This window comes from Armatimonadota bacterium (assembly GCA_020354555.1).
Classification (GTDB): domain Bacteria; phylum Armatimonadota; class Hebobacteria.
Genome location: CP070648.1, coordinates 1,019,183 through 1,038,363, shown reverse-complemented (window position 1 = coordinate 1,038,363; position 19,181 = coordinate 1,019,183). Strand labels below are relative to the sequence as shown.

Below are 19,181 nucleotides of genomic sequence, written 5' to 3'. Positions count from 1 at the left end.
GGATCGGCGTATCAGTCCTCTGGCTTCGGCGCGGCATCCGCGTCTGTCGGAACCGGCTGATCCGGTCGCCCGAACAGGGCACGCCCCCAGGTTCGGATGCGCGCGATGGCCCCGGCGGGCGGTGGTTCGGTCTCAGCTGGTGTCTGGCGCGGCTCGGGGCGGGTCATGAAGCGCAGCGATCTCTCGCCGGGCTTAAGCAAGCCCAGTCGGCGCGCCTCGACCTTGACGCCCTCTGGAGTGGACAGCAGCTTCGCTTGCTGCTGGAGCCGTTGATGCTCCTGACGCAGATCTTGGACCTGCCGTTCGAGTTGCGCCACCTCAACCCTCGTCCGCCATTCCTCGGCATAGGGGCAGAGGAATCGCCAGCAGAAGTAGATGACCACAATCCCGGCGATTCCGGTGGCCGCGCCCGCGACCAGCATCCTTACCAGCTTGACGGCCAGAGCCCTCACATCCGCTCCTGCGGATCCCCAGCGAGCCTCGCCGTTGCGCTATGCATTCGACGACCGCCGCGCCCTTCCTTTAACCTTCACCCATTATATGGATACGTCCCCTGGGCGCCTTCGCCGTGCCGGCTCATTCCCCGACCACCTGCACTTTGATCAGGTTGGTGTGCCCGGGCACACCAACCGGCACCCCCGCGCTGATCACCACCAGGTCGCCGTCCTTCACGTACCCGTGCGCCTTTGCAGCCGCCTGCGCCCGCGCCAGCATCTCGTCCGTGTCACTGCTGCCCTCGACCAGCAGAGGATTTACGCCCCACACCAGGCTCAGCCGCTGATACGTCTCGTTGTACGGCGTCACCGCGATAATCGGCGTGCGCGGCCGGTTTTTCGAGATCATCCGCGCCGTGTACCCCGAACTCGTCGAGCAGATGATCGCCTTCGCGTCGAGATCGTGAGCCATCGCCACGCACGATTCGCTGATCGCGTCCGTCGGATTATGCGACACGACGAGCGTCTTCTCGCGCCGGATCGCCTCGAAATCGAGCAGTTCCTCCGCCTCTCGCGCCACGCGCGCCATCATCCTCGCCGCTCGCACGGGGTACTTGCCGACGGCCGTCTCGCCCGACAGCATCACCGCGTCGCTGCCGTCGAGAATCGCGTTGGCGATGTCGGTCACTTCCGCGCGCGTCGGGCGCGGGCTATCCATCATGGACTGCAGCATCTGCGTCGCGGTTATCACAGGCGTGCCCGTCACGTTGCACTTGCGGATGATCTCCTTCTGGATTCCCGGCACCCGGTCGAGCGGCATCTCCACCCCGAGGTCGCCGCGCGCCACCATCAATCCATCCGCCGCCTCCAGAATCTCGTCCAGCGCGTCCACCGCCTCGTGCTTTTCGATCTTGGCGATGATGGGAATCGAACACTTACGCTTTCGCATTCGCCGCCGCAGCGGCGCCAGGTCGTCGCCCGACCGCACGAACGACATCGCCACCCAATCCACCCCGTGCTCGATGCCGAAGTCGAGGTCATCCAAATCCTTGTCAGTGACCGCCGGGATCGGTAGCTCGGTATCGGGCACGTTGAGGCCCTGATGCGACCCCAGTACGCCGCTGTTGGCCACGCGGCAGACGATATCGCCGCGGCTCACCCGCTGCACCCGCAGTTCCAGGGCGCCGTCCGCCAGCATGATCCGTTCGCCTTTGCGGACGTAATGCGCGAGATCGGGGAAGGTGAGAGAGACGCGCTCGCCATCGCCCGCGGCTTTCCTGGACGTCAGCGTGAACGTCTGCCCGCGCCGCAGGTGCGCCTGTCCGTCGGCGAACTCCCCGACTCGCAGCTTCGGGCCGCTGAGGTCCTGCATGATGCCGATGGGCTGCCCCAACTCCTCCGACAATTGGCGGATGGACGCGATGTAGTGCGCGTGCTCGTCGTGCGTGCCGTGGGAGAAATTCAGGCGCGCGACGTTCATGCCCGCTTTGATGAGCGCCCGCTGGACACGAAGGGAACTCGTCGCCGGGCCCAGGGTGCACACGATCCGGGTTCTTCTCATCATGTCCCCTCGCGTCGGGCGCGCAGTTCCCGCTGCACGGCGCTGAACGTGGTGACGGGCATGCCGAGCCGCCCCACTTCTTCCAGGATCAACTCGACCGTGCGCGCCTCGGGGTTGAAGCGATAGACCGACCACGGGTGCATCGGCGGGGAATAGTACGTCAGGTCCATCTCGACCACGCCGTGGAGCGACTTTCGGTACACCTCGAATTCCTCCTCAGGCGTTTTCGGCGCCTGGCTCGGGTAGCCCCACGGCAGGATTGGCGGCCACGTGCACGGCACCGGGCTGTGCCCCTTCAGCACGTTCTCGTGCCAGTCCTGCGCAGGCAGCTCCAGCAGGCCCGGGAAGCCGTCCTCGTCGTACCAATACGGCTCGGTCAGCGGCGACGGGATCGTCTCCATCGGCCCGCGCGCGTCGGAGCTGACGAAGGGAACACCCAGTTCGTCGAGCAGGGCGAGCAGATCCGTCGCCCCGCGCAGGCCTCGGTAGAACCCTCCCGGCGTGCGCAGTCCGGGATTGGTGACGCCGAGATGCTTCTCGAGCAGCGCCGCGGTTCGCTCCAGCTCATCGCGCGCCCGTGCCAGGTCAACCGGGGGCTCGCAGTCATTGCTGCGCTTGAGCCGCATGTGCGTGTAGGTGTGCGAGTGAATGTCGAACAGGTCATCGCGCAGCAGCTCCGCGTAGCGCGGCCCCGCGCGATCCAATAGCTGCCCGCAGATGCACAATGTCGCCGGTATCGCCATGCGCCGGTGCACCTTGACCACGCTCGCCAGCGCGCGCAGCGAATACTCCACATCCTGCAAGTACTCGACGTCGTAAACCGGCAAGTAGGGCGTCACGCCTACGCCTCCACCTCTCGCAGCGCGTCGAGATTCTCGGCCACCTTGCGGAAGGCGTCGAGGTATTGATCCATCATTGGGGTCTGATCGCCCAACCACGCAACACTGCCGCCGATGGTCAGCTCCTGCTCGTCGCAGCGTCGCTCCGTCACCGGGCAGTCGCCGCGGTGATACTCGACGGCGCGCTTGGCCAAGTGACAGCTCCACGGGCATCCCTTGCCGTAGAAGTACGCGTGCTCCTGGTGGCGCGGGCGAAGGTAAACCGGGGTCCGCACATACCCCATGCCGACCGGCACGCCTTCGGCCGCAACCGCCTCGACGAACTGCTGGCGGCTGACGCCGGCCGCCTCGTCCGCGACGAACGTCGGGGAATAGATGTGGTACACGTGCTCGCAGCCCGGAGCGACAAAGGGCGGCTCGATGCCGGGGATCTCCGACAGCCCGCGCGAGAGATACTCCGCGTTCCGCCGCCGCTGCGCGTTCCACTCGTCGAGGTAGCGCAGTTGCACGTTGGCGATCACCGCCGCCAGCGGATGGATGCGGTAGGTGTAGATCAGGCTGTCTATGTATCGGCGCAGGCTCTCGTCTTTGATGAGCGGGCCGTGGCGAGCGGGGTGCTGCCCCATCAGGTTCGCCAGCTCGAATAGCCGCTCGTCGTCGGTCACTAGGAGGCCGCCTTCCCCGCCGACCATGTTCTTGCCGTCGCCGATGCTGTAGCAGCCGAGGTGCCCGATCGCGCCGACCCGCCGCCCGTGATAGACCGCGCCGATGGCCTGCGCGCAGTCCTCGATCACCGGCAGGCCGTGTTTCTCCGCCACGGCCATGATGGCATCCATGTCCGCGGGGTGGCCGTAGATGTGCACGACTACGATCGCGCGCGTGGACTCCGTGATGCGCGACTCGACCGCCGCCGCATCCAGGTTATACGTGCGCTCCTCAATGTCGGCGAAAACGGGAATCGCGTTCTGCTGGAGAATGCACGAGACGGTCTGCCCCCACGTGTACCCCGACACGATGACTTCGTCGCCGGCCTCGACGCCCGCCGCCATAACCGCGATATGCAAGGCGGGCCCGCCCCCGCTCGTCGTCATCGCCATCCCCACACCCATGAACGCGGCGAAGTCGCGCTCGAACTCATCCATCGGCCCGCCGCCGCCCGCCGCAGTGAGATAGCGGCTGTCCTCGTTGGATCTGCGCAACGCCGCGACGACCGCCGCGATCTCCTCTTCGCCCACCCGCGGCCACGATCCGGGGTGGAGCGTGACCGTCTTCTCACCGCCGAGCAACGCCAGCTTGGCCATGTGCCGTGTCGTCCCTTTCGTTCATCGCAGCGCGGGCGTCCCGCTCCGGTACTGGCTTGCGGATGGTGGCGCAGCCGGCCCGCCTCAGGCGCACGAGTCTCTCGGCCGCGGCCCTCTACCGCCGCAGGTTGTAGAACAGCCCGGCGCCGCCGTATTCGGCGACTGCCCCCAACTCCTCCTCGATCCGCAGCAGTTGGTTGTACTTCGCCACGCGGTCGGTGCGGCACGGCGCGCCGGTCTTGATCTGCCCCGCGTTGGTGGCGACAGCGATGTCCGCGATGGTCGCGTCCTCGGTCTCCCCCGACCGGTGAGACACCACGGCGCTGTACGACGCGCGCTTCGCCGTCTCGATCGCGGCGAGCGTCTCCGTCAACGTGCCGATCTGATTGACCTTGATCAGGATGCTGTTGGCGACGCCCATCTCAATGCCCTTGCGCAAGCGCTCCACGTTGGTCACGAACAGGTCGTCGCCGACGAGCTGCACTCGATCTCCGATGCGCTCGGTGAGCAGCTTCCATGTGTCCCAGTCGTCCTCGGCCAACCCGTCCTCGATCGAGACGATGGGGTGGCGGTCGCACAGGTCCGCGTAAAAGTCCACCATCTCCGGCCCGCTGCGCTGCTTGCCCTCACCCTCGAACACGTACTTGCCGTCCTTGTAGAACTCGGTGGCAGCCGGGTCGAGCGCGATGGCGATATCGCTTCCCGGATCGTAGCCCGCCTTGCCGATCGCCTCCTCGATGATCTGGATCGCTTCCTCGTTCGTCTTCAAGTTCGGCGCGAAGCCGCCTTCGTCGCCGACGGCGGTGCTCAGCTTGCGGTCGGTCAGCACCTTCTTCAGCGCGTGGTACACCTCGGTACCCATGCGCAGCCCGTCGGCGAAGCTGCGCGCGCCGATCGGCATGATCATGAACTCCTGCAAGTCGAGGTTGTTGTCGGCATGCTTGCCGCCGTTGAGGATGTTCATCATCGGCACCGGCAGGCGATGCGCCCCTGCCCCGCCGATGTACTGGTACAGCGGCAGCCCCAGATCCTCAGCCGCCGCCTTCGCCACCGCGAGCGATACGCCGAGGATGGCGTTAGCGCCGAGCTTTCCCTTGTTGGGCGTGCCGTCGAGTTCAATCATCGCGCGGTCTATCACCGCCTGCTCCTGCGCCAGCATGCCCTCGGTCTCCGGGGCGATGATATCGTTGACGTTCTCAACCGCCTTGAGCACGCCCTTGCCCCCGTAGCGCTCCTTGTCGCCGTCGCGCAGCTCGACGGCCTCATGAGTCCCCGTTGAGGCGCCTGACGGCACCGCCGCGCGGCCGGACGAGCCGTCGGCCAGGTATACGTCAACCTCGATCGTCGGGTTGCCCCGGGAATCCAGGATTTCTCGCGCCATGATGCTCTCGATTTCCAAAGCACTGCTCCTTCCACATCATTGAATGTTGGCTCTCTCGCGCGCCGCTCCGCGAAGCCGTGGGTCGCAGCGAGACATCGCTGCGGCGCAGAGCGGCATCGGTGGGGTATTATAGCAAAGCGGGTCACGGCGCACAAGGAAAGCGGTGTGCGAGAGCCATGTGAGCGCCGCGCTCGGCCGCCTCGCGTGGGCGGGTGGGACGGACTGTCGCGTTTCGGCCTTTCTGGCTCCGCGCAAACGTAGTATAATAGACGCAAGTCCTGCTGTACGCGCCGGCGCCCCATTTCCAAGCACATTCCGGCGGCGCACAACGCGTCAACTCCTGGGACTGTGGAGGCGGGGTTTCGATTGGCCACTGTCGCTGAAGCGACCAAGCTGAAAACCTTCGACGACCTCCTCGCGATGGTGCGGGAGCACCGCCCAGACGGCGATGAGCAACTGCTCCGGCGCGCATACGAGTTCGCGCGTGAGGCGCACGCCGGCGCGTCCCGCGCTTCGGGCCAGCCCTACATCTCGCACCCCCTCGAGGTCGCCGTGCTGCTCGCGGAGCTAGGCCTCGACGACCACGCGCTCGCGGCGACGCTGCTCCACGACGTCATCGAGGACACCTCCGTCACCGCGGACGAGCTGCGCAAGGAGTTCGGCGAGGAGATCACCGGCCTCGTCCACGGCGTGACCAAGCTCAGCCGCATTGATTTCCGCACTCAGCGCGAGCGCCAGGCGCAGAACCTGCGCAAGATGCTCCTGGCGGTGGCGCGCGACCTCCGCGTCATCCTCATCAAGCTCGCGGATCGGCTCCACAACATGCGCACCTTGAAGTCGCTCCCGCAGGAGCGACGGCGCTCCATCGCCGAGGAGACGCTGCATATCTACGCCCCCATCGCTCACCGCCTTGGCGTGTGGCGCCTGAAGTGGGAACTGGAGGACCTCGCCCTTCGTCACATCGACCCGCGGGCATACCACCGCATCGTGCGCCAGGTCGCGCGCACCCGCGAGGATCGCGAGCGCACGGTTAACCAGGCCGTCGCGCAGTTGCGTGAGCGCCTCGACCAGGTCGGCATCAAAGCCGACATCTACGGCCGCCCCAAGCACTTCTACAGCATCTACCAGAAGATGCAGGCCCAGGGCGTGGACTTCGACCAGATCCTCGACCTCCAGGCCATCCGCGTCCTCGTCACCACCCTGGCCGAGTGCTACTCCGTGCTCGGTGAGGTGCATACGCTGTGGCTCCCGCTGCCGGGGATGTTCACCGACTACATCGCCAAGCCCAAGGCAAACTTCTACCAGGCGCTGCACACCAAGGTCTTCGGCCCCAACGGCGAGCCGATGGAAGTGCAGATCCGCACTTACGACATGCACCGCACCGCCGAGTACGGCGTCGCCGCCCACTGGCGCTACAAGGAGGGCGAGCAAGGCGACCGGGACCTCGAGCAGAAGCTGTCATGGCTGCGCCAGTTGCTCGACCTCCAGCACGATTTGCAGGACCCCGGCGAATGGCTCGAATCCCTTAAGATAGACCTCTTCCAGGACCAGGTCTTCGTCTTCACCCCGCGCGGCGATGTCATTGACCTGCCCGCCGGCTCGACGCCGGTTGACTTCGCTTACCGCATCCATACTGACATCGGCCACTCCTGCGTCGGCGCGCGCGTCAACGGCCGCATCGTCCCGCTCAACTACGTCTTCCACAACGGCGACGTCGCGGAGATCCTGACCTCGAAGACGAGCGCCGGCCCCAGCCTCGACTGGCTGTCGTTCGTCAAGACGAGTCAGGCCAAGGGACGCATCAAGTCGTGGTACCGCAAGGTGCGTCGCGAGGACGACCTCCACCACGGCCGCGAGATGCTTCAGGAGGAGATCGCTCGCCACGGGCTCCAGCTCTCGGAGACGGAGCGCGGACAGCACCTCTCCGGCATTGCCGCGCGCATGAACTTCATCAGCGCTGACGATCTGGCGGCGGCGGTGGGCCACGGCGATGTCACGGCGGAGGCAATCGTCAACCGCATCAAGGCACAGCTAGAGCAGAAACGGAAGCCGCCCCTGCCCGTGCGCAAGGCGCGCCAGGGCGCGCTCCAACTCGGCATCAGCGCGCCCGGCATGGAGAACGTGCTGTTCCGCCTCTCGCGCTGCTGCGCGCCGATACCCGGCGATCACATCGTCGGCTACATTACCCGCGGCCGCGGCCTGACCATCCATCGCCAGACCTGCCCCAATGTCACGAGGTACGCGGAGCGCGAGGCCGAACGCCTCGTCGAAGTCGAGTGGACGTTCGCCAAGGATACGGTTTACCCCGCAGAAATCGAAGTCGAGGCGCTCGACCGCGTCGGCCTGCTCAACGACGTCACCGGCATCATCACCAGCCACGAGATGAATATCAGTTCCGCCCGCGTCCGCACCACCAAGCCCCGCAAGGCGATGATCAACCTTACCGTGGATGTGACCGGAACCGAGCATCTCCAGAACGTGATCGGCGCCCTCGGACGGTTGAGCGACGTCCTCAACGCCCGCCGGGTGATGACCTAGTGCGCATCGCTCGTGCGCGCACGCGCGGTGCACGCGATGTATGGTCTTCACGCGCAGCGTGAAAAGGCCAGCCTGGCGCAGCGGGCCACATCCCTTGTCATGGCCACGACAAACCGGCCTCGGCGAACTGCTCGACGGCGATGAGCTGTCCGAGGCCGAGCGCATCCGTGTGCTCGCCGCCCTGCGCCGCGCTAACGTCATGTCCTGCGCGCATCCCCCCATCATCGCCGCGACGTCACGACTCCTCGACCGGACTCATATCGAGTCAACCGGGCGACCGATACGCGTGGCCGATATCGGCGCCGGCACGGGAGACCTGGTACGGGCGATTGCGTCGTGGGCGCGGCGGCGGAAGTTGCCGGTCGAGGTCGTCGGCATTGAGATGGATCCCGTCGCCGCGGGTGAAGCCCGGCGGCTCTCGACGGATTCCCCGGAGGTCGTTGTCGAACAGGTGGACTTCACGGAGTTCCGCCCCTGCCAGCCGTTCGACGTCATCACCGCGCTGCATCTGCTGCATCATTACGACGACCGCGCGGCCGCCGACTTGCTCCGCCGGATGGCCGAAATGGCTCGCACCGGCGTCGTCGTGTCGGACCTCGCTCGGTCGCGGCTGACCTATCTGGAGGCGTGGGTGCTCGTGCGGCTGATGTCGCGCAGCGCGCCCTTCCACCACGACGCCTGCGTCTCAGTGGCGAGGTCGTTCACCGCGCAGGAGCTTCAGGAGCTGGCACGCCGAGCGGGTCTGCCGAATGCCTTGGTCAAGCGCGTGCCCGGTCGCCGCATACTGCTGACAGCTGCCGGGATGGCGGGCTAGCCACAGGCGGCTTCGCGCGTGACGGCTTCGACCGGCCTACCTCGCCGCCTAAAGCTTTGCCTGGAACACCGCGTAGTCCACGAGGTCGAGCAGGTAGGCGGCGATGATCAAGGCGGCTGAGGCGACGAAGATAAACTCGGCGTTGAAGTGGTAAACCGTGGTGACGAACGGGCGCAGCGCCTGCTCGTTGTGAGGGAGCATCTGGAGCGAGTCGAGCATCTGGCCCACCGACACGTCAATCCAACGGTAAACCGTATGGATGACGGGCAGGAGCACGAAGACGAGCGCCCCGGTGATGGGATAGGCGAGCCAGAAGAATGCCTTGTATTTGTAGTACTGGTGCTCGTTGTAGATCGGGCACGAGCGACAGTATGATTCGCCCTGGTGCTCGGCGATGCGGTAGTTGAGTTGCTCCTTCATGCGCTCGCGGGCAATGCGCTCCTTCTCGGGGATTTCCCCGCGCAGCTTGCGTTCCAGGTCGTCGATCAGCCGCCGCGCGAGAATCGGGTCGCACTGGCAGCCGGTGCCGCGCTTCCAGCAGGTGGCGTCGAGCTTGAAGCTCGGGCAGTTCTCGCGCAGGGTGTCGCGGCACATCGAGAGTTCCCAGCACTGGCGCAGCATCGTGCGGCGTGGCGCGGTCTTCTCGGCCGGCTTGTGCGGCTGATCGGTGTCGAGCACCATGGGTGCGGAAGCGGCGGCCGCACGGGCCGGACGGTTCTTCAGACGCACCATCACCTTCACCGCGAAATAGACAATCGTAATCAGCAGCAGCACCTTGCCAGTCGCGCGGAACGACGCGAGCAGCAGATCGCTGGCGACATTGGGATTGGCGTTGTGGTGCATCAGCGCACTGCGCACGAGCCACGGCAAGGCGACGTAGCACAGCACTCCCCCGAAGCCTCCAACCCAGCCGGCGACGTCGTTTTCGCGGAAGCGGAAGATGCTGACGGCGGTGATGCCCCACATGCCCCCCATGAAGACGTAGGACGCGACGCGCAGGCCGTGGATGAACTGTTCCTGCACGGCGGGAGAGAGCAGCTCGCCGGTCGGCATTTTGGGGAACGCGGCGGTATTCCCGGAGATCAGGGAATGGAGCAGATAGAAGATCGCAATGCCGACGGCCGCGGCGGCTACCATGAGCAGGCGGTCGAGCAGATACAGCGCCGCGCCCGCCACGCTCGGAGGGCCTTCGGGCTGCTTGCGGCGTTTTCGCTCGATGCGCTGACCCATGATGGCGGCAGGGCATGGCCTCACGGCGCCACGCGCCTACCCGTCCATTCTACCACGCGCGGGCGGCGCTGGGAACCTCGCGCCGCGCCCTGGCGTATGTTCCCCGCTCATGCAGATGCAGCGTGCGCCGCCATCGTGCAGGGCAGGAGCGCTGTCACCGCGCCGCGAACACGTCGCAGGCAGCGGATTCACTCCGCCGGAAACGATGCGACAAGCCAACGATTTGCGAAACGAGCTGCGCCGGATAGACCGCCGGGGCTACGGCGCGTACAAAGATCTCAAGGGCGCGTACGGCTTCCCCGATTACGTGCTTCACATTGACCGCGTGCAGAGCGACCCTTTCGCTCCGCCGAGCGAGGCGCGCGTGGTCGTCGAGCAGGCGCGCGCGCGGCTTCCGCGTGAACTGTTCTCGACAAAGTCGCGCCGGACCGGTCTCGAGGACTACCTGACGCGCGCGTTCGGCGCCGCGTGCGGCCGAGTGCGCAAAGGGCGGCGCGGCAGCGGTAAGAGCGGCCTCATCGAGATGCTGCCATGCGGCCAGGAGATCCTGGAGCGCACCAGCGTCGAGGTGAGCGAACGGGTGGTGGAGGCCAGGTTCTTCATCGGCCTGCCGGCGTTCGGGCGCACCATCGCGGGGGCCGAAGCGGAGCGAATGCTGCTCGACGAAGTGCCGGAGATCGTTGGGCAGTCGCTGTTCTATGGCAGCCTCGATGGCCATGCCGCGCGCTGTCACGTCGAGATGGCCGATGATGCCGACTTCTTGCGGGCGTGCCTGCGCGAGCAGGGGCTGGTCACCTTCGTCGCGGACGGCGCGGTGCTGCCGCGCGAGAGCGGCGTCAGTGATCGACCGCTGGGCGACACAGCGGTGCCGTTCGCGAGCCCTCCTTCGCTGCGCGTCAACTTCGACCTACCCAATCGCGGGGGGGTCGCCGGGATGGCTATCCCCCAGGGAATAACCCTCATCGTCGGCGGCGGGTATCACGGCAAATCCACGCTGCTCGACGCCATCAGCCTCGGGGTGTACAACCATATCCCGGGTGACGGCCGGGAGCTGGCTGTAACATGCGCCGACGCCGCGAAGATCCGTGCGGAGGACGGGCGCAGCATCAGCGAGGTGGACATCAGCCCGTTCATCTCCAACCTGCCGTTCGGCCAGGACACGAGCGCATTCACGACGCCCAACGCGTCCGGCAGCACGTCGCAGGCCGCGAATATCATCGAAGCCCTGGAGGCAGGCAGTCGCCTGCTGCTCATTGACGAGGACACCTCCGCGACCAACTTCATGATCCGCGACAAGCGGATGCAGGAACTCGTCGCCAAGGACAAAGAGCCGATCACGCCGCTGATTGACACGGTGCGCCTGCTCGAACAGGACCTCGGAGTTTCAACGATACTCGTCATGGGCGGTTCCGGCGACTACTTCGACGTCGCGGATAGAGTCATCATGCTCGACAGCTATCACGTCACCGACGTGACGCCGGAGGCGAAGCGGATCGCCGGCGCCTATGCCAGCCAGCGGCGAGAAGAATCCGCCAAGCGGTTTACCGACCTGCGCCCGCGCATGCCGGTTGCCGCGAGCTTCGACCCCTATCGCGGGCGCACGGTGAAGATCAGGCCGCGGGGCACGCGGGGCATTGACTTCGGCACCGAGCACATAGACCTGTCCGCGCTGGAGCAGCTTGTTGATCCCGCTCAATCGCGCGCGATCGGCTGGCTCATCCACCACGCCGCTCAGTACATCTTCGACGGCGAGACAACGCTGACGCAAGGGCTCGACCGATTGAACGAGCTGCTCGACGCGCGCGGGCTCCTCGCGGCAGTGCCGGGCAAGTCCGGCGATTACGCGCGCCCGCGGCGATGGGAGATCGCGGGCGCCATCAACCGCCTGCGCACGCTGCGCTGCGCGGCAGGGTAAGCTCTGCGTCAGATCCCGCGCCAGCGCCACGGCGCACCGCCGGCGCGACGGGCCTCCGGCTCAAGGGAGCAGGAGGCAAGCTCCTGCCCTACGAACCTATTCCTCCAGCCCAAACCACATCGGAGGACCGCATGAACTTCATCGTCATCATTTCCGACACGCTGCGGCGGGATCATCTCGGGCTGTACGGGAACAAGTGGATCAGCACGCCGCACCTCGACCGGTTCGCCGAGCGATGCGTCATCTGCGACCACGCATACACCGGATCGTTTCCGACGATCCCGCACCGGACGGACGTCATGACCGGGCAGTATTGCTTCACCTACACCGACTGGGCACCGTTGGCGCGCGATTCGGTGGTGCTGTCGCAGGTGCTCGGGGATGCGGGCTACCTGACGTACATGATCGTGGACACGCCGCACATGATCCGCGACGGTTCGTACTTCGACCGCGGCTTCACCGGCTGGCAGTGGATACGCGGCCAGGAGAACGATCGCTACATGACGTCTCCGGCGGACGTCGAATTCCCGTGCTCCCCCGATAAGCTGCGCGCGGCGACGCGCAATGTGGCGCGGCACATGCGCAACACGTCGCTGCGCCAGCACGAGGAGGACTATTTCGCGCCGAAGACCATGCGCACCGCCGAGCAGTGGCTCGAACGCAACTACCGGCAGAAGCCGTTCTTCCTCTACGTGGACACCTTCGATCCGCACGAGCCGTGGGATCCACCGCGCTACTACGCCGACATGTACGATCTCGGGTATGAGGGCGAGGAGGTCACGTACCCCGTGTACGGCCCCGCTACCTACCTGACCCAGGCCGAGCTCAAGCACATGCGCGCGCTCTACGCGGGCGAGGTGACCATGGTGGACCGCGCCGTGGGCCGGCTTCTGCAGAAGATCGAGGATCTCGGCCTGTTCGAGGACACCGTGATAATCTTCACCACCGACCACGGATTCTACCTCGGCGAGCACAACCTGACGGGCAAGGTGGTCATGCTGTACGACGAGGTGTGTCACGTCCCGTTCATGGTGCACATGCCGGGCGGCGCGGGCGCGCGGCGCTCCTCGGCTTTAGTGCAGGCGCCGGACATCATGGCGACGCTGGTGGAACTCGCGGGCGCGGATGACCCGGGCACGATGCACGGGAAGTCGCTGGCGCCGCTGCTCAAGGGCGATGACCGTGCTCTGCGGGAGGTCGCGGTGTCGTCCTGGGCGATCATCCACGAGCCCAAGGAGGCGCCGCCCGTCGCCCGCGACTTCTACGAATGGTTCGAGCAGGCGCGCGGGCTCAAGCCGAGCACGGTCAACGACGGCGAATGGGCGCTCATCTGTGGCGCACAGGACGTCGAGCCGGAGCTGTATCACCTCCTCTCCGACCCCACTCAGGAGCGCAACGTTTTCGCGGAGCACAAGGACGAGGCCAAGCGCCTGCACGCCGCGTACGTCGAGCTGCTCGAATCGGTCGGCACGAAGGACGACTTCGTCGCGCGGCGACGGGAGCTGCCCGGGGCGTGACGAGGCTCCCGCCGCAGGCGGGCCGGCCTCGTTTCACTCGGAGCGACACGTCGGCGCGCCAAGCGTGCCGCGCTCGGACTTCCTTGTCCCTGCCCTGCCCTTGTGCTATCATGACCGCGGGAAAGCGGGAGCGGCGCCATGTACGTGCTATCCATCCTGTTGCCGGCGCTCGGGATCGGCGTGATCATTCTCATGCTCGTCGAGGCACGGGAATGGCAGGCGCGCAGGACCGTCATCTCGCGGCGGCAGGTAGGGCTGCGGATGCTGGGGGGCCTGCTTCTGCTCTGCTTGATCACGGCCATATTCCTCGGACTGTTCATCTTGGGCCTGCGCAGCCCAACAGGCCGACCCGTGCTGTTCCTGGCATGGTGGCTGGGATGCCTCGCCATCGCGGTCATCCTTATGTTCCTCGCCCTGGCTGACCTGCGGCATGTCGAGAATCGCCGCCGTGATCGGGAGCACGAAATCTGGCGCGATTTCGCCCGCGTGCTGGCCGAGCGCATCCGCCGCGACCGCGGCGAGGACGGGCCGGATATTCCAGATGCCGACGACTGACGCGGACGAGCGGTTGATGAGCCAAGCGCTGCGTTTGGCCCTGCGCGGGCAAGGCGAGGCGAGCCCTAATCCCATGGTCGGCGCGGTAATCGTCTCCGGCGAGGCGGTCGTTGGGGCGGGGTATCACCGCGGGCCCGGGACGAAGCACGCCGAGATCGTCGCCCTCGAACAGGCGGGGGAAAAGGCGCGCGGGGCGATGATGTATCTGACCCTCGAACCATGCACCCATCACGGCCGGACGCCGCCGTGCGCGCCGAGGGTGTGCGAGGCGAGCTTGGCGCGAGTGGTCGTCGCCTCGGAGGACCCCAACCCGAAGGTCGCGGGGGCGGGGATCGAGGCGCTGCGCCAGGCGGGGATCGAGGTCGAGGCCGGGCTGCTGCGAGAGCAGGAGAACCGCCTCAACGAGGCCTATCGGAAATACATGACGACCGGTCGGCCTTTCGTCACACTCAAGATCGCGATGAGCTTGGACGGAAAGATCGCGACGAGTACCGGCGAATCGCGGTGGATCACGGGGGAGCGCGCGCGCGCGATGGCACACCGCATGCGGCGCAACAGCAATGCGGTGATGGTGGGGATCGGCACCGTGCTCGCCGACAACCCGGCGCTGACGGTGCGGCACGGACGCGCCCGTCGCCAGCCGCTGCGCGTCGTCGTCGACAGCGAGGCGCGCACGCCGCGCAGCGCCAAGGTTATCCATGGCGGCGACCCGCCGGGGCTCATCGCGGTCACCGACCGCGCGCGCGGCGAAGCCGTCGAGGCGCTGCGCAGAGAGGGCGCCGAGGTCATCGCGTTGCCGAGTCGCGAGGGGCGTGTGGATCTCGCCGCGCTGCTGGAGGAGCTGGGGCGGCGGGAGGTCGCCGCCTTGCTCGTCGAAGGCGGGGGCGAACTGGTTGCCTCGTTCATCGAGCAGGATCTGGGGGACAAGATCGTCGTCTTCATCGCGCCGAAGATCATCGGCGGGGCCGAGGCGCCGACGGCGGTGGCAGGGCGCGGCGTCGAGGCGATCGCGGAGGCGTGGCCGGTCGCCGACATGCGCTGTCGCCGCATTGGGGAGGATCTTGTCATAGAGGGATACCTGCACAGTGCGTAAGCGGGCGTCGGGGTGAGCCCTTCGCCGGCATCAGCGCCGTGTGCAGGTTATCATGATCGGTACGGGCCGAATTGGCGAACGGGGGCAGAGCCCGGCTCCGACGAAGAGGCACGACGCATCATGTTCACGGGCATCATAACTGAGGTCGGGGCGGTTCGCACGATTGCTCGCGCGGCACAGGGGCTCAATGTCACGGTTGCCGCGCCGCAGACCGCGCCGCGGCTGCGCGTCGGCGACAGCGTGTGCGTGCACGGTGTCTGCCTCACCGCCGAGCGCGAGCAGGACGACGCCTTCGTCGCGTCCGTCATGGCCGAGACGGCGTCGAAAACCACGCTGGGCAAGCTGCGCCCCGCCTCGCGGGTGAATCTCGAATTGCCGCTGACGTTGAATGATCCCGTCGGCGGGCACCTGGTCGCGGGGCATGTGGACGCGGTCGGGACGGTCAGCGCGCGCGAGCAGAGGGGCGAATCGGTGCTGCTGACAGTCTTGGCGCCGCAGGCGGTGCAGCCCTACCTCGCGCCGCGGGGGTCGGTAGCTGTGGATGGAGTAAGCCTGACCATAGCCGAGACGGCGGAGGCCTCGTTTACCGTTTCGCTGGTGCGCCATACCTTGGATGCCACAACGCTGGGCGACCTGCGCCCCGGCGATGAGGTGAACCTGGAGGGCGACCTGCTCGCGCGATACCTGGAACGGCTGCTGGAGTACCGGGAGGGCCGGGTGCAGGCGCAGACGGATGTGGATGGCTTGACCCTCGACAAGCTCGGCGAGGGGGGGTATCTGTGACGACATCGGATGTTGTCAAGTTCGCTGCCTATGTCGCCTGGGGTGCCGTGCTCGTGCTTGCACACCGCCGCCTGGTGCGTACCCGCGGCGGCGAGGTCGGATGGTACGACCGGATTCCGGCTTGGTACGTTGCGGTCGTAGTCGTGGCCACAATAGCGTTGGCATTCGCGGTCGGCGCGGCGGGGGTGGGCCATGCAAGCTGACTGGGACAACGACATGCCGGCGTTGATCCTCGGCGGGATGGCACTCGCGGTCATGATTGCCATATTGGTCGTGGTGGTTGCCAGCGTCCGGCGGAAAGAGGCAAGTCCACTGCTGGCTGTCGGCGCCTTCGCAGGGGTCATCTGGATAGCGTTACTCCCGCTCGGCGCGGCGCTCGAAGGGGGCGTCTTGGATCCATTGCTTGGTCCACATCCGGATAACGTGCGCCACAGGTTCATCGCGGCGCTTGACGAGGTAGTGCGGGTGGGTGTCTACGCGGCGGGGTGCGCAATGATCGCCTGGGCGGTGTTCACCATAGGCGCCGCCTTGGCGATGCTGCCACGGCTGCGGGCCGGTAGGGCTTTACGCCTGGCTGCGCTCGCGCGGCGAGGATCCCCGGAGATACCGCTGCGATGGGATGAATTGCCTTTGCGGATTCGGCTCCGGGTGTGGGCAGGGTATTTGGTGGCAGGTGCGGCATGGATCGGCTTCGGCACAGCCTTTATCGCCTTCATCCTTGAATACAGAATCTCATCTCGATTGGTCTTTTGGGCTATGTTGTTGCTGTTGCTGACCATGAGCCTCGTCGACCTGCAACTCTGGTATTACGGCCGGTTGGCGCGCAAGATGGGTCAAGCGCCGGCGGCGGGCCATACCGCGGCTCCGTCCCCTCCACGGCACACGGCGTAAACGAGCTGGGCTAGGCCAGGGCGTACAGCCGTACGCCCCTACTGATCCCCCATTCCGCCTTTCGTCGGGCAAAACGCGCCCTGTCGTCCCGCGATTTCGGCTATAATAAAACAGTCGAATCGGTGTCCATCGCGTCTATCCGCGGCTAAGAGAGCATATGAGGCGGTTATGCCGTTCGCAACCATAGAAGAAGCGCTGGCGGAAATACGCGCCGGCAATTTCGTGATCGTCGTGGATGATGAGGATCGCGAGAACGAGGGCGACCTCATCATGGCCGCCGAGTTCATCACGCCCGCCGCGGTCAACTTCATGGAGATCCACGCGCGCGGGATGCTGTGCGTGCCCATGGAGCGCGAGCGCTTGCGCGCGCTCGACATCCCGCTCATGGTGACGGACAACACCGAGCGCTACCGCACCGCATTCACCGTCACCGTGGACGCCAAGGGCATCACGACGACGGGAATCTCCGCCGCGGACCAGGCGGCGACGATCCGCAAGCTCGCGGATCCGCACGCCCATGCCGAGGATTTCGTCCGGCCCGGCCACGTGCAGCCGCTGATGGCCGAGCCGGGCGGCGTGCTCCACCGCTCGGGGCACACCGAGGCCGCGATTGACCTCGCGCGGCTGGCGGGGTTGAAACCCATCGCCACCATCTGCGAGATCAAGAACCCCGACGGCAGCATGGCACGCCTGCCGGACCTGGAGAAATTCGGCGCCGATCACAGCTCCAAGGTGATGACGATTGCCGACCTCATTCAGTACCGGCGGCGGACCGAGAAGCTGGTGCGCCGCCTGGCGACGACCACGCTCCCGACGCCGTTCGGGACGTTCACCGCGCACGCCTATGAATCAGTCGTGGACACCAACCCGTACCTCGCGCTCACGCTCGGCGACGTCACCCAGGACGGGACGCTGGTGCGCGTGCACTCGAGTTGCGTGACGGGCGATGTCTTTCACTCCTGCCGTTGCGACTGCGGGGCGCAGTTAGAACTGGCGATGAAGATGATCCAGGACGCCGGGCGCGGGGTACTGCTCTATGTCCACCAGGAGGGACGCGGCATCGGGTTGTTGAACAAATTGCGTGCGTACGAACTGCAGGACGGCGGGCACGACACGGTCGAGGCGAACGAGTTGCTCGGCTTCCCCGCCGACCTGCGCGATTACGGCATCGGGGCGCAGGTGCTGGTTGACCTGGGTCTGAAGAACATCCGGTTGATGACGAATAACCCGAAGAAGCTGGTCGGGTTGCAGGGCTACGGGCTGACGATCGTCGAGCAGGTGCCGCTGGCGGTGCCGCCGACCGAGCAAAACGCGTGCTATCTGCGCGCGAAGCGGGACAAGCTGGGGCACCAGTTGCCAGTGGACTGATGGCGCGGCGTTGAAACCGCGCATGGACGCCGATAGCGGGCCCGGGGAATAATCACAGGCAATCCTCACCCGACGCCTTGCACAGCCGATGGCGGCTGTGCCACAAAAGGAGCGATATATGCCGAAGACCTATGAGGGCAAGCTGACGGCGGAGGGACTCAACTTCGCCATCATCGCAAGCCGGTTCAACGAGTTCATCACGCGGCGGCTGCTGGGCGGAGCGATGGACGCGCTGCAGCGTCACGGCGCGGAGGAGTCGCAGGTCGAGGTCGCCTGGGTGCCGGGGTCGTTCGAGATCCCGCTCGCGGCGCAGAAGCTCGCGCAGACCGGGAAATACGATGCGGTGATCTGCCTCGGCGCGGTTATCCGCGGCGCGACACCACACTTCGAATACGTCGCGGCGGAGGCGTCGAAGGGCATCGCCCAGGCGGGGTTGCAGACCGGGGTGCCGGTGATCTACGGCATCGTCACCGCCGACACCATCGAGCAGGCGGTGGAGCGCGCCGGCACCAAGGCCGGCAACCGCGGCTTCGACGCGGCGATGAGCGCCATCGAGATGGCGAACCTGATGGCGCAGCTCCCGCGGAAAGGGAAGTAGCGAGCGCCTTCGAACGCACGACCAGGGCTCCTGACTCCACTGCGGCCGGCACGCGGCGCGGTAACGGCGGAAACAGATTGACTTGCCCTCACGGTCGCCCCGCGTTCCGGCCGCTAACGCCATGAGAGATCGCAGCATTTCGCCCATACGCACCCTCAGTCCCGTTATCGCTGCTGCAGTCGCAGCAGGATTCGTCGGCGGCCTTGCCGCGTCGTGGCTCGTGCTCGCGCTGAGCCACAGCCGGCTCGCTCCGCCCGCAATGCAGCGGGTCATGGCCGCGGCGCCGGACATGAGCGTCCCGCCGTCATTTGCGACAGTCGCGCGGGCCGTCACGCCGAGCGTCGTCAACATTGACACGGTGGT

Annotated in this window: 18 protein-coding genes; 12 read left to right on the top strand and 6 right to left on the bottom strand. The window is 66.4% G+C overall.

All coding sequences use genetic code 11. The features are described from left to right. Positions 1–11 precede the first annotated feature (11 nt). The 5 genes from JSV65_04280 to eno all read right to left on the bottom strand — a co-directional run bounded on the left by JSV65_04280 (position 12) and on the right by eno (position 5,516). Positions 12–452, bottom strand: a complete 441-nt coding sequence (locus JSV65_04280; GenBank protein ID UCH35574.1) for a septum formation initiator family protein — start codon at positions 450–452, stop codon at positions 12–14. A gap of 124 nt (positions 453–576) precedes the next feature. Beyond that, positions 577–1,998, bottom strand: coding sequence for a pyruvate kinase (pyk, locus tag JSV65_04275; GenBank protein ID UCH35573.1), 1,422 nt, complete (start codon positions 1,996–1,998; stop codon positions 577–579). Further along, positions 1,995–2,834 carry a polysaccharide deacetylase family protein gene (locus JSV65_04270; GenBank protein ID UCH35572.1) on the bottom strand — a complete coding sequence of 280 codons (840 nt, stop codon included), beginning with the start codon at positions 2,832–2,834 and terminating at the stop codon, positions 1,995–1,997. The genes pyk and JSV65_04270 overlap by 4 nt, the downstream gene beginning before the upstream one ends. Positions 2,835–2,836: 2 nt before the next feature. Beyond that, positions 2,837–4,135: a DegT/DnrJ/EryC1/StrS family aminotransferase gene (locus tag JSV65_04265; protein ID UCH35571.1), complete on the bottom strand. Its 1,299-nt coding sequence runs from the start codon at positions 4,133–4,135 to the stop codon at positions 2,837–2,839. Between the two features lie 115 nt (positions 4,136–4,250). Continuing rightward, positions 4,251–5,516 (bottom strand): phosphopyruvate hydratase, encoded by a 1,266-nt coding sequence (eno, locus tag JSV65_04260; GenBank protein ID UCH36697.1) that lies wholly within the window; start codon positions 5,514–5,516, stop codon positions 4,251–4,253. Positions 5,517–5,936: 420 nt separating this feature from the next. Here eno and JSV65_04255 point away from each other — a divergent pair, with 420 nt between their 5' ends. Together JSV65_04255 and JSV65_04250 are read left to right on the top strand one after the other, a co-directional pair. Beyond that, positions 5,937–8,054, top strand: a complete 2,118-nt coding sequence (locus JSV65_04255) for a bifunctional (p)ppGpp synthetase/guanosine-3',5'-bis(diphosphate) 3'-pyrophosphohydrolase (protein ID UCH36696.1) — start codon at positions 5,937–5,939, stop codon at positions 8,052–8,054. A 94-nt stretch (positions 8,055–8,148) separates the two neighbouring features. After that, a complete protein-coding gene (locus JSV65_04250) occupies positions 8,149–8,868 on the top strand; it encodes a methyltransferase domain-containing protein (protein UCH35570.1) in 720 nt (239 codons plus the stop codon). Positions 8,869–8,916: 48 nt separating this feature from the next. Here JSV65_04250 and JSV65_04245 read toward each other — a convergent pair whose 3' ends face one another. Further along, a complete protein-coding gene (locus JSV65_04245) occupies positions 8,917–10,122 on the bottom strand; it encodes a hypothetical protein (protein ID UCH35569.1) in 1,206 nt (401 codons plus the stop codon). Between the two features lie 181 nt (positions 10,123–10,303). Here JSV65_04245 and JSV65_04240 point away from each other — a divergent pair, with 181 nt between their 5' ends. The 10 genes from JSV65_04240 to JSV65_04195 all read left to right on the top strand — a co-directional run. Beyond that, positions 10,304–12,013 carry an ABC-ATPase domain-containing protein gene (locus JSV65_04240; protein ID UCH35568.1) on the top strand — a complete coding sequence of 570 codons (1,710 nt, stop codon included), beginning with the start codon at positions 10,304–10,306 and terminating at the stop codon, positions 12,011–12,013. Positions 12,014–12,144: 131 nt separating this feature from the next. Continuing rightward, entirely contained in the window at positions 12,145–13,530 is a 1,386-nt protein-coding gene (locus tag JSV65_04235) for a sulfatase (protein UCH35567.1), read from the top strand. Positions 13,531–13,668: 138 nt separating this feature from the next. Further along, complete coding sequence (locus tag JSV65_04230) at positions 13,669–14,085, top strand: hypothetical protein (protein ID UCH35566.1); 417 nt, start codon at positions 13,669–13,671, stop codon at positions 14,083–14,085. After that, positions 14,072–15,178 (top strand): bifunctional diaminohydroxyphosphoribosylaminopyrimidine deaminase/5-amino-6-(5-phosphoribosylamino)uracil reductase RibD, encoded by a 1,107-nt coding sequence (ribD, locus tag JSV65_04225; protein UCH35565.1) that lies wholly within the window; start codon positions 14,072–14,074, stop codon positions 15,176–15,178. The genes JSV65_04230 and ribD overlap by 14 nt, the downstream gene beginning before the upstream one ends. 120 nt (positions 15,179–15,298) lie before the next feature. Next, positions 15,299–15,961, top strand: coding sequence for a riboflavin synthase (locus tag JSV65_04220; protein ID UCH35564.1), 663 nt, complete (start codon positions 15,299–15,301; stop codon positions 15,959–15,961). Further along, positions 15,958–16,164, top strand: a complete 207-nt coding sequence (locus JSV65_04215) for a hypothetical protein (GenBank protein UCH35563.1) — start codon at positions 15,958–15,960, stop codon at positions 16,162–16,164. The genes JSV65_04220 and JSV65_04215 overlap by 4 nt, the downstream gene beginning before the upstream one ends. 13 nt (positions 16,165–16,177) lie before the next feature. Continuing rightward, entirely contained in the window at positions 16,178–16,852 is a 675-nt protein-coding gene (locus JSV65_04210; GenBank protein ID UCH35562.1) for a hypothetical protein, read from the top strand. A gap of 168 nt (positions 16,853–17,020) precedes the next feature. Beyond that, the gene (locus JSV65_04205) at positions 17,021–18,220 is read left to right on the top strand and encodes a bifunctional 3,4-dihydroxy-2-butanone-4-phosphate synthase/GTP cyclohydrolase II (GenBank protein ID UCH35561.1); all 1,200 of its coding nucleotides are present in this window, start codon (positions 17,021–17,023) and stop codon (positions 18,218–18,220) included. Positions 18,221–18,338: 118 nt separating this feature from the next. Continuing rightward, complete coding sequence (locus JSV65_04200) at positions 18,339–18,818, top strand: 6,7-dimethyl-8-ribityllumazine synthase (protein ID UCH35560.1); 480 nt, start codon at positions 18,339–18,341, stop codon at positions 18,816–18,818. Positions 18,819–18,939: 121 nt separating this feature from the next. Next, positions 18,940–19,181 (top strand): hypothetical protein (locus tag JSV65_04195; protein UCH35559.1); only part of this gene is annotated, 242 nt, incomplete at its 3' end.

Coding starts and splice junctions, on each gene's coding strand:
- JSV65_04265 (UCH35571.1), bottom strand. CDS start 4,135: ATGGCCAAGCTGGCGTTGCTCGGCGGTGAGAAGACGGTCACGCTCCAC.
- JSV65_04220 (UCH35564.1), top strand. CDS start 15,299: ATGTTCACGGGCATCATAACTGAGGTCGGGGCGGTTCGCACGATTGCT.
- ribD (UCH35565.1), top strand. CDS start 14,072: ATGCCGACGACTGACGCGGACGAGCGGTTGATGAGCCAAGCGCTGCGT.
- JSV65_04205 (UCH35561.1), top strand. CDS start 17,021: ATGCCGTTCGCAACCATAGAAGAAGCGCTGGCGGAAATACGCGCCGGC.
- JSV65_04235 (UCH35567.1), top strand. CDS start 12,145: ATGAACTTCATCGTCATCATTTCCGACACGCTGCGGCGGGATCATCTC.
- JSV65_04240 (UCH35568.1), top strand. CDS start 10,304: ATGCGACAAGCCAACGATTTGCGAAACGAGCTGCGCCGGATAGACCGC.
- JSV65_04230 (UCH35566.1), top strand. CDS start 13,669: ATGTACGTGCTATCCATCCTGTTGCCGGCGCTCGGGATCGGCGTGATC.
- JSV65_04255 (UCH36696.1), top strand. CDS start 5,937: ATGGTGCGGGAGCACCGCCCAGACGGCGATGAGCAACTGCTCCGGCGC.
- JSV65_04200 (UCH35560.1), top strand. CDS start 18,339: ATGCCGAAGACCTATGAGGGCAAGCTGACGGCGGAGGGACTCAACTTC.
- pyk (UCH35573.1), bottom strand. CDS start 1,998: ATGATGAGAAGAACCCGGATCGTGTGCACCCTGGGCCCGGCGACGAGT.
- eno (UCH36697.1), bottom strand. CDS start 5,516: ATGGCGCGAGAAATCCTGGATTCCCGGGGCAACCCGACGATCGAGGTT.
- JSV65_04210 (UCH35562.1), top strand. CDS start 16,178: ATGCCGGCGTTGATCCTCGGCGGGATGGCACTCGCGGTCATGATTGCC.